The organism is Marinospirillum sp., assembly GCF_014859565.1.
The window spans coordinates 1-8,720 of the sequence record NZ_JACUUA010000140.1 but is presented as its reverse complement, the minus strand read 5'-3'; the positions used below and the strand labels follow the sequence as shown (position 1 = coordinate 8,720).

9 protein-coding genes are annotated in these 8,720 nt (G+C 51.4%); 8 read left to right on the top strand and 1 reads right to left on the bottom strand.

Annotated elements, in window-relative coordinates; all coding sequences use genetic code 11:
• A partial coding sequence (locus tag IBX50_RS14405; RefSeq protein WP_292256987.1) for a hypothetical protein occupies positions 1 to 202 on the top strand: 202 nt, incomplete at its 5' end.
• A gap of 113 nt (positions 203 to 315) precedes the next feature.
• Here IBX50_RS14405 and IBX50_RS14400 read toward each other — a convergent pair.
• Complete coding sequence (locus tag IBX50_RS14400; protein ID WP_292256986.1) at positions 316 to 543, bottom strand: helix-turn-helix transcriptional regulator; 228 nt, start codon at positions 541 to 543, stop codon at positions 316 to 318.
• Positions 544 to 703: 160 nt separating this feature from the next.
• Between IBX50_RS14400 and IBX50_RS14395 the strand changes: the two genes are divergently transcribed.
• From IBX50_RS14395 to IBX50_RS14365, 7 genes are all read left to right on the top strand, one after another.
• Positions 704 to 919: a hypothetical protein gene (locus tag IBX50_RS14395; protein WP_292256984.1), complete on the top strand. Its 216-nt coding sequence runs from the start codon at positions 704 to 706 to the stop codon at positions 917 to 919.
• Between the two features lie 12 nt (positions 920 to 931).
• On the top strand, positions 932 to 2,170 hold the full coding sequence (locus IBX50_RS14390; RefSeq protein ID WP_292256982.1) for a DUF3596 domain-containing protein: 1,239 nt from the start codon (positions 932 to 934) through the stop codon (positions 2,168 to 2,170).
• On the top strand, positions 2,163 to 2,432 hold the full coding sequence (locus tag IBX50_RS14385) for a hypothetical protein (RefSeq protein WP_292256980.1): 270 nt from the start codon (positions 2,163 to 2,165) through the stop codon (positions 2,430 to 2,432). Before IBX50_RS14390 ends, IBX50_RS14385 begins: the two co-directional genes overlap by 8 nt.
• 326 nt (positions 2,433 to 2,758) lie before the next feature.
• Entirely contained in the window at positions 2,759 to 6,310 is a 3,552-nt protein-coding gene (locus tag IBX50_RS14380) for a helicase-related protein (protein ID WP_292256978.1), read from the top strand.
• Positions 6,310 to 7,851, top strand: coding sequence for an AAA family ATPase (locus tag IBX50_RS14375; protein WP_292256976.1), 1,542 nt, complete (start codon positions 6,310 to 6,312; stop codon positions 7,849 to 7,851). Before IBX50_RS14380 ends, IBX50_RS14375 begins: the two co-directional genes overlap by 1 nt.
• Before the next feature lie 2 nt (positions 7,852 to 7,853).
• The gene (locus IBX50_RS14370; RefSeq protein WP_292256974.1) at positions 7,854 to 8,447 is read left to right on the top strand and encodes a retron system putative HNH endonuclease; all 594 of its coding nucleotides are present in this window, start codon (positions 7,854 to 7,856) and stop codon (positions 8,445 to 8,447) included.
• A 13-nt stretch (positions 8,448 to 8,460) separates the two neighbouring features.
• Positions 8,461 to 8,720, top strand: a 260-nt coding sequence (locus IBX50_RS14365; protein ID WP_292256972.1) for a DUF1156 domain-containing protein, incomplete at its 3' end; no start/stop codon positions are given.

The window sequence follows — 8,720 nt, the reverse complement described above, 5'->3', positions numbered from 1 at the left end:
CGAAGGCAGGGGTCGTGGGTTCGAATCCCGCCGAGCGCGCCATTGCTTTTCGATGATTTTCTCTGAACCAAGCCACCCTGCAATCTTGTCAAACCCTGACAAATCAAGGCTTACAGACTACCTTCAAAAATACCTTCCTGATGAAAAACTGCTTCATCGCCCGTGTTTTCGATCAGCTGAAAATCAGGCAAATTTCATTTGAGACCAAATTGAGACCATTCTGAGACCGACCTGGTTTTTCACAGAGATCCAACATCTGAACCAGGCTGGAAAAATGACCCCTACCCACAAACTGCAATCACTAACCTAAACCTGTTATTTCTGTTCACTCACTTCCGCTGGGTGATGCTGCAGCAAGTCGCCAGGACTGCATTTGAAATAGTCACACAGCAGATCAAGCGTATCTGTATTGGTGTTGTAGCCTGGAGTATTTGAGATTCGAGTCAAAGTAGCTCGACTGATCCCTGTACGATCACACACTTCACCCACCGTTATACGCCTTCCCTCTTTAAAACTCTTCTCATCAAGCAATTGCTTGAACATTATCCTGATCACCGACCACCTCATTGCTGACCTTTTTGTATCACAAGTCTATCAAATGCCTCACACATGAACAAATTTACTCTTGACGGATGCTCTTATGATTGATATAACTCTAATCAGAGTCATTTGACTCACTTAAGATCAATCTAAGGAGAATTTTATGTCATACACCTACCTGACCACTGAAGAACTGGCTGCACGAATCAAATATGAGCCACACACCATTCGCAATCAGCTGAAGGATGCAGTGCTAATCGAAGGGGTTCACTATCTGCGCCCATTCGGTGGCCGCAAGATTCTGTATGTCTGGGAGCAGATTGAGAAAGACATGTTCCACGCACCAGCTATCGACACCTTGATGTCAGGCGTTTGCTAAGGGGAGACAAGAATGGGAGCAATCAATAGCCGTGGCGGCAAAATTTTCCTCGACTTTCGTTATAAAGGAAATCGCTGCCGCGAATACACCAAGCTCGAAGACACACCTGCCAACCGGCGGCGTGCCAAACAAATCCTGGATCGGATCGAAGCCGAAATCACGCTAGGCAGCTTTTGTTACGCGCATTACTTTCCCAACAGCAAAAAAGCGGCTCAGTTTACTGACTGGGAGAAACGCGGCATCAAGATGAACGGCGATAAGGACGACGGCAGCGACATTCCAACGCTGGCTGAATTTGCTGAAATCTGGCTTGAAGAGAAGCAGGTTGAGTGGCGTAACAGCCACCGCAGTACGGTTCAAACCAACTTGAAGGCTTACGTGATTCCAGCGTTTGGAGAAAAAGTAATCAGCAGCATCACCAAGGCAGACTTACTGAACTTTCGCGCAACTCTCGCCAAAGAACCCGCGCAAAAGAACAGTCCTCTCAGTCCTGCCACCATCAACAAGGTGATGACACCTTTGCGGATGATGCTTAATGAAGCCGCTGATCGTTACGATTTTAACTCACCCTGGAAGGGAATCAAATCGCTGAAGGTGCCCCGCACCGATGTGGAGCCGTTCACCATTGAAGAGGTTCAGCAAATACTGCGGTCTGTTCGTGAAGACTTCAGACCCTACTACACCGTCCGGTTTTTCACTGGAATGCGTACCGGAGAAGTTGACGGACTGCTCTGGAAATATGTGGATTTTGAGCGTCGGCAAATCCTGATCAGGGAAACCTGGGTGGGTGGTGAAATGACCACCACCAAAACGGATGGCTCACAAAGGGAAATCCACATGTCCCAGCCGGTGTATGAGGCACTCAAGGTGCAGTGGGAAACCACGCATCAACATGACCTGGTGTTCTGCAGCCGCACAGGAGCTGCACTGAGCCACCACAACGTGACCAAGCGGGTTTGGTATCCACTGCTCAGGCATCTTGGCTTAAAACAGCGCAGGCCTTATCAGACCCGCCATACCGCAGCGACCCTATGGCTGGCTGCTGGTGAAAACCCCGAATGGATTGCACGGCAGATGGGGCACACCACCACCGAAATGCTGTTTCGGGTTTATTCACGTTATGTGCCCAACCTGACACGCCGTGATGGTTCAGCGTTTGACCGACTCCTGGCCAGCGAGTTTACGCAGGTCGGTTCACAACCGGATCAATCCCCTTTGGCAACACTGATGCAGGAGACCAACAATGTATAACAGCAAGTTCAGCATGAAGATGTGGGTGACCCCTTCTGCGTTTCAACTAGCGTCAGGATTGATTCAGCGTATGAGGATTCGGCAAGGTCATGGAATGGCAGCACTGCTTGGCCTTCCTTACTTCTACGACAATCACACTGCTATTGAACAGTGGACCCAGCAGATGCTGACTCAGTATGCAGAGTCACCGATTGATCTGGATTTTCTGCAGTCCAAACTGGTTGGAGCCATCCCTAGTGATTTGCAGGGCAGCCTTGACTGACTTCATCAAGCCTGGCTCGGCAAGGGATTGTCGAGCGAGTCGCATAGTCATATTGTGTTGCTGTGTGAGTTTGATTTGATATTAATCGTGTTGCAATAGCCATGCATGTTTGGTAAAAGTGAGAAAATGGAGAAACACAAATGTAGGATGCTATTCGCTTATTTCCCATCCTACTACGGAACACTTCTAGCATGCTGTGCTCTACGTCCTTTCAGCAATGCTACCTACCAAAATAGCTTCTCACAACAAGAGCTTTGAGCAGGGAGATCTATACACTCCCTCAAATTTAAATTTGGACATGATTTCATAAGGCACGGATATCAAACATGCTCAAGCTTGAAGACATCAAAAAGGATGCCCAGATTCGTGGTCTGACCAGCCAGGATGAAGTGGTGCGCGTTGTTGCCACTGAACCCCTAGGTGAAGGTGCACTGACGGTCTATTACAAAGATAGCCAGGGTGGGTTCAGTGAGCAGATGCTGTTTCGCAGTGATGAAAATCGCTTGGAATTAGCACAAGCCGGACGGCCTTGGGCATTTGACGCACCCGGTGCCGACTTCAAATTAGGACTGGAAGCTTACCGGATTACTCAGGCCGCTTTGTTCGACCCCATGATGGCCGTGCACACATCCAATGTAGAACCTCTGCCCCACCAGATTTCTGCCGTTTATGAAGCCATGTTGCCCCGACAACCCTTGCGCTTTGTGCTGGCGGATGACCCCGGTGCGGGCAAAACCATCATGGCCGGTCTGCTGATTCGTGAGCTTTTGCTGCGAGCGGATGCCAAGCGGATTTTGATTGTTTCACCCGGTGGACTCAGTGACCAGTGGCAGGATGAGCTGCTGGAAAAATTTGGCGTTGAGTTTGAAATTTTCGGCCGCGATAAGATGGAAAAGTGTGCATCCGGTAATTATTTTAATGAAGCCAATCAACTGATTTGCCGTCTGGATCAGCTCTCACGCAATGAAGAACTACAAGAAAAGCTCAAAGCCACCGAGTGGGATCTGATCATCGTTGATGAGGCTCACAAGCTATCTGCCAACTACTTTGGCAACAAGATCAACAAAACCAAACGCTTCCAACTAGGAGAGCTGCTGGGTTCGATTACCCGACACTTTCTGCTAATGACGGCCACACCCCACAACGGCAAGGAAGAAGACTTCCAGATCTGGCTTTCACTGCTGGATGGTGATCGCTTTTATGGCAAATTCCGGGAAGGTGCCCACAAGGTTGATGTCTCCGACATGATGCGCCGGATGGTAAAAGAAGAGCTGCTGAAGTTTGATGGAACGCCCCTGTTTCCAGAGCGACGAGCCTACACAGCCAATTATCAGCTCTCCGAGGCCGAGGCGCTTTTATACAGCCAGGTCACCGATTACGTTCGCAACGAAATGAACCGCGCCGATAATCTGGATGGCAAACGCAAGGGCACCGTAGGGTTCGCACTGACCCAGTTGCAACGTCGTCTGGCATCCAGCCCAGAGGCCATCTACCAGTCCCTAAAGCGCCGTCGTAAGCGGCTGGAGTCACGTCTGGATGAAATGAAGCTGGTTGCCCGAGGCCACGCAGTACAGCGCAATCTGGCGGAAACTTTGGGTGAATATCAGGTCACCCGCAAACTGGATCTCCCTGAAGACTTCAGCGAACTGGATGAAGAGCTCAGTGCAGAGGAATATGAACTCTATGCCGAACAGGTGGTGGATCAAGCCACGGCGGCGGAGACCATCCCAGAGCTAGAAGCAGAAATCCTGATCCTGAAAGACCTAGAGTATCAGGCGCTGACTGTGGTGCAATCCGGCAACGATAAAAAATGGGAAGAACTCTCTCACCTGTTGCAAGATCGCCCAGAAATGTACACCCAGGGTGGCGCACGCCGTAAGCTCATCATTTTTACCGAGCACAAAGACACCCTGAACTATCTGGTGCAACGCATCAGTGGTTTACTGGGTAATCCTGAATCAGTCACCACCATATCTGGTAGCACCAACCGCGATGAACGCCGCAAGGTACAGGAGCAGTTCCGTAACAATCCTGATGTGCTTGTGCTGGTCGCCACCGATGCCGCAGGTGAAGGGGTCAACCTGCAAAACGCTAACCTGATGGTGAATTACGATCTGCCTTGGAACCCCAACCGGCTAGAGCAGCGTTTTGGCCGGATTCACCGCATCGGACAAACCGAGGTGTGCCACCTGTGGAACCTGGTTGCCAATGAAACCCGCGAAGGTGAAGTTTTCCAGAAGCTGTTCGACAAACTGGAAATCGAAAAACAGGCGCTTGGTGGCAAGGTTTTTGACATTCTGGGGGAAGCCTTCGAGAACCAATCCCTGCATGATCTGCTGATGGAAGCCATACGCTATGGCGAGTCGCCTGAAGTCAAAGCCCGGCTGAATCAGGTGATCGAGGGAGCGCTGGATACCGAGCACCTGAAAGAAATCATCAAGCGAAACGCCTTGGTGGATCAACACATGGGGCTTGAGCAGCTCTATGCAGTCAAAGAAGAAATGGAAAAAGCCGAGGCCCGAAAACTTCAGCCCTACTTTATTCGAGCCTTCTTCACTGAGGCTTTTCAGCTCTTGCAGGGAGAGTTGAGAGCCAGAGAAGGCAGCCGCTACGAAATCCGCCATGTACCCGCAGCCATTCGTGAGCGCGACCGTGTGATCGGTGAAACCCGCACTCCAGTGCTGAAAAAATACGAGCGTGTTTGTTTTGAAAAAGACCAGATTCGCGTGGATGGCAAACCCATGGCCAGCCTGATTCATCCGGGGCACCCTTTAATGGCCACCACCACCGATCTGGTGCTTGAAGCCCATCGCAACAAGCTCAAGCAAGGCGCTGTTCTGGTTGATCCCAACGACGACTCCACCGAACCCCGTGTGCTCTTCATGATTGACCACAGCGTGCGTGAGGGCCTGGATGCAGCCAAGAACAACCAAACAAAGGTCGCATCCCGTCGCTTGCAGTTTGTCAGCATCAACGAGCAGGGCCAGGCGCAGCATGAAGGCTGGGCACCGCATCTGGATTTGCAGCCAATCGATGCAGCCGACCAACCCTATCTAAAAAACCTGCTGCAAGCCCCTTGGCTAAGCGGCAACCTTGAAAGCTTGGCACTCCGTTATGCCAGCCAGCATCTGGTTCCGGGGCACTATGAAGAAGTGAAATACCGCCGCGAAACCCAATCCAATAAAATTCTGGCGGCAGTGAATGAGCGTTTGGTGAAAGAAATCAGCTACTGGTCAGATCGCTACATGAAACTGACTGACGAGGTGGCAGCCGGTAAGCAACCCCGCTTGCAGCCCCAAAATGCCAAACGCACGGTGGAAGAGTTAACCGCCCGCCTAGAGCAGCGCAAACGTGAGCTGCACGACATGAAACAAGTGGTCTCCAGCACCCCGGTCGTGATCGGTGGGGCCTTGGTGATCCCACAAGGCTACCTGGCCACCCAGAAGGGCGAGACACAATTTGCCGTGGATGCTGCCTCACGGGCGCGTATTGAGCAGATCGCCATGCAGGCCGTGATTCAGCATGAAAAAGCCCTGGGGCGCAGTGTAAAAGATGTTTCCGCAGAAAAATGCGGCTGGGATATTACTGCACGCCCTCAGCCACAAGCGGATGGCAGCCTTCTGCCGGATCGACACATTGAAGTGAAAGGCCGCGCCAAAGGTCAGGAAGTGATTACCGTCAGTCGCAATGAAATCTGCTATGCCCTGAACCAGGGTGCAGAAAAATTCTGGCTGGCCGTGGTGCTGGTGGATGGCGAAGACTACGAAGGCCCCTATTACATCCAAAACCCCTTTACCCGAGAGCCAGATTTTGGTGTACCGTCTGTGAATTATGAGCTGAAATACCTATTATCCAAAGCAGCGCAGGACAAGAACTGATGAGCCTGAATACCAACTCAGTGCACGAGGGCACTTCACAAGCTAAGGGTACAGAGGTGCGCGATCTTTCTGCTTTTCGGTTGAAGCAAATCAAATTTGAAAACTACCGCTGTTTTGAGCGCCTGACGCTGGACCTTCATCCCAATCTGACCGTGATTGTTGGAACAAACGGTGCAGGTAAAACGGCGATACTGGATGGTATTGCCACAGCGCTGGCACCAGCCGTGAACTGGCTGTCCTCTGCTAACCAGCGTTTGGGTAATGAGCTGCCAACTGATGATGAGCAACTGGAAAAAACAGATCCAACCGGCATTGAAGACAAGGACTTTCGCATTACCCGATGGGGCGAAGGTCGTAAACGGGAGTTTACCAAACGAGCAGAAATTGCCCGAATCGCTATCGAAACCACCAGCGGTCTAAAGTGGGACACTTGGCAAGCCAGTATAAAAGGTAAAAAACCAGCTCAGGAGATCGGCCAGCAGGTGCTACACCAAGAGCTGCTGCGTATTCAGGACAGCTTTGGTACTGAAGCAAGAGATTACCTGCCGGTGTTTGCCTATTACGGGGTCGGCCGAGGGAACTTTACTCTGCCGCAGCGTTTACGTGATAACGAACTTAACTACAGTTACCCGACCACCGCCTTGCATCAGTCATTGAATGCTGTCACCGACATGCGGGAGCTGCTGGTGTGGTTTGATTCAGAAGAAGCGGCTGAATTGCGCCAAAACCGCTACGTTGAAGGAAATGATTTTGATCCCAGCCCGATTCTGCAAACTGTACGCTCGGCGCTGGAAAGCCTGCTGGGTAAGGCTTACCGCAATCCTCGCATCAATAAAGAACGCAAGTTGGTAGTCGATGCTGAACAGGGGCCATCTCCTTTACTGGTCAACCAGCTCAGCCAGGGCTATCAGAGTATGCTGGCTCTGGCGATGGACTACGCCCGCCGTCAGGGTATCGCCAATGTGGAGCTGTTTGAGCGTAATGCAGATACAGCCAAACTTTATGATCATGACTTTCAGCCAATAAAACAGCAGCCTTTTTTGCAGAAGATCAATTTAGAAAACCTTGAATGTGAACCCTTGCAATACACCCCTGGTGTGGTGCTGATTGATGAGGTGGATCTACACCTGCACCCACAGTGGCAGCAGCGGGTCTTAACCGATCTGTTAAAGACCTTTCCGCTGACCCAGTTTATCGTTACCACCCATAGCCCCCAAGTGCTGAGTACGGTTCCGGCGGAGTGTATCCGTATGATTCGCAATGATGAAGCCGGTATTAACGTAACAACACCAAGCTTCAGCCCACTGGCCCATGAAGCCGGTGATGCCCTGACCCGTATTTTAGGTACCCACAAAACCCCGGATCTACCGCTGCTGGACGATATTCGCCGTTATGAGCTAATGGTCAGAAAAAATCAGGAATCAAGCCCAGAAGCGCAAACACTACTGGCCAAGCTGGAACAGGCTGGTTATCAGGTCCACGACAGTGATTTAGCAACCTGGCGCTTTCTGGCACAGCGACAACACAACAAGGAAGGTTAACCGTGGTAGAACTGCAACACAGGCCCGGTGGAGTACCTGAGCTAACGCAATTTCTGCAACAGCACCCGAATGCGGATATCAGCCTTTGGAACGATCAAAGGTTTCAGCCCGTTAAACAACGTGTTAAAGCAGCGCTGAATCAGGATCAGCAGGGGCTATGCGTCTATTGTGAAAGGCTGTTAACCGCTACTGAAGGGCAGCTAGAACATATCAAACCCAAGTCAGGAACCAATGGCCAGCCAGCGCTTTGTTTTACCTACACCAACTACGCCCACGGCTGTATCAACCCGCAAACCTGTGGCCAGAAGAAAAAAGATGGCTTGCTGCCCATCGAACCCGGCCCAGGTTGCAATAAACAATGGACACTATCCACCACCGATGGCAGCCTGCAACCGGTTGAAGGCTTAACACGCCGCGAGCGACATCAGGTGACGCAAACCCGCGATATGCTGGGCCTGAACAAAGACAGCACCTTAGTCGCTGACCGCCAGCGCTGGCTAAACAGCGCCCTAGAGGTGCTGAAAAACCAGCCGGAACAACTGGATCTCTTTTTAAATCAGTCGCCCTTTCGTCATCTGCTGGCGACGGTGCTTTAATATGGATACTGTAATGACTCCCATCAAATCCCCCAAAAAACTCATCGAAGTGGCGCTGCCGCTGGATGATATTAACGTCGCTGCCGCACGCGAGAAATCAATCCGCCACGGCCACCCCAGCACCCTTCATCTATGGTGGGCGCGTCGTCCTTTGGCGGCGGCCCGTGCGGTCCTATTTGCCCAGTTGGTGAATGATCCTGGCTATCAGCGTGAACTGGGTCATGGGGTCAACAAGCAGGAAGCCGAAATCAAACGGGAAAAGCTGTTCCAGAT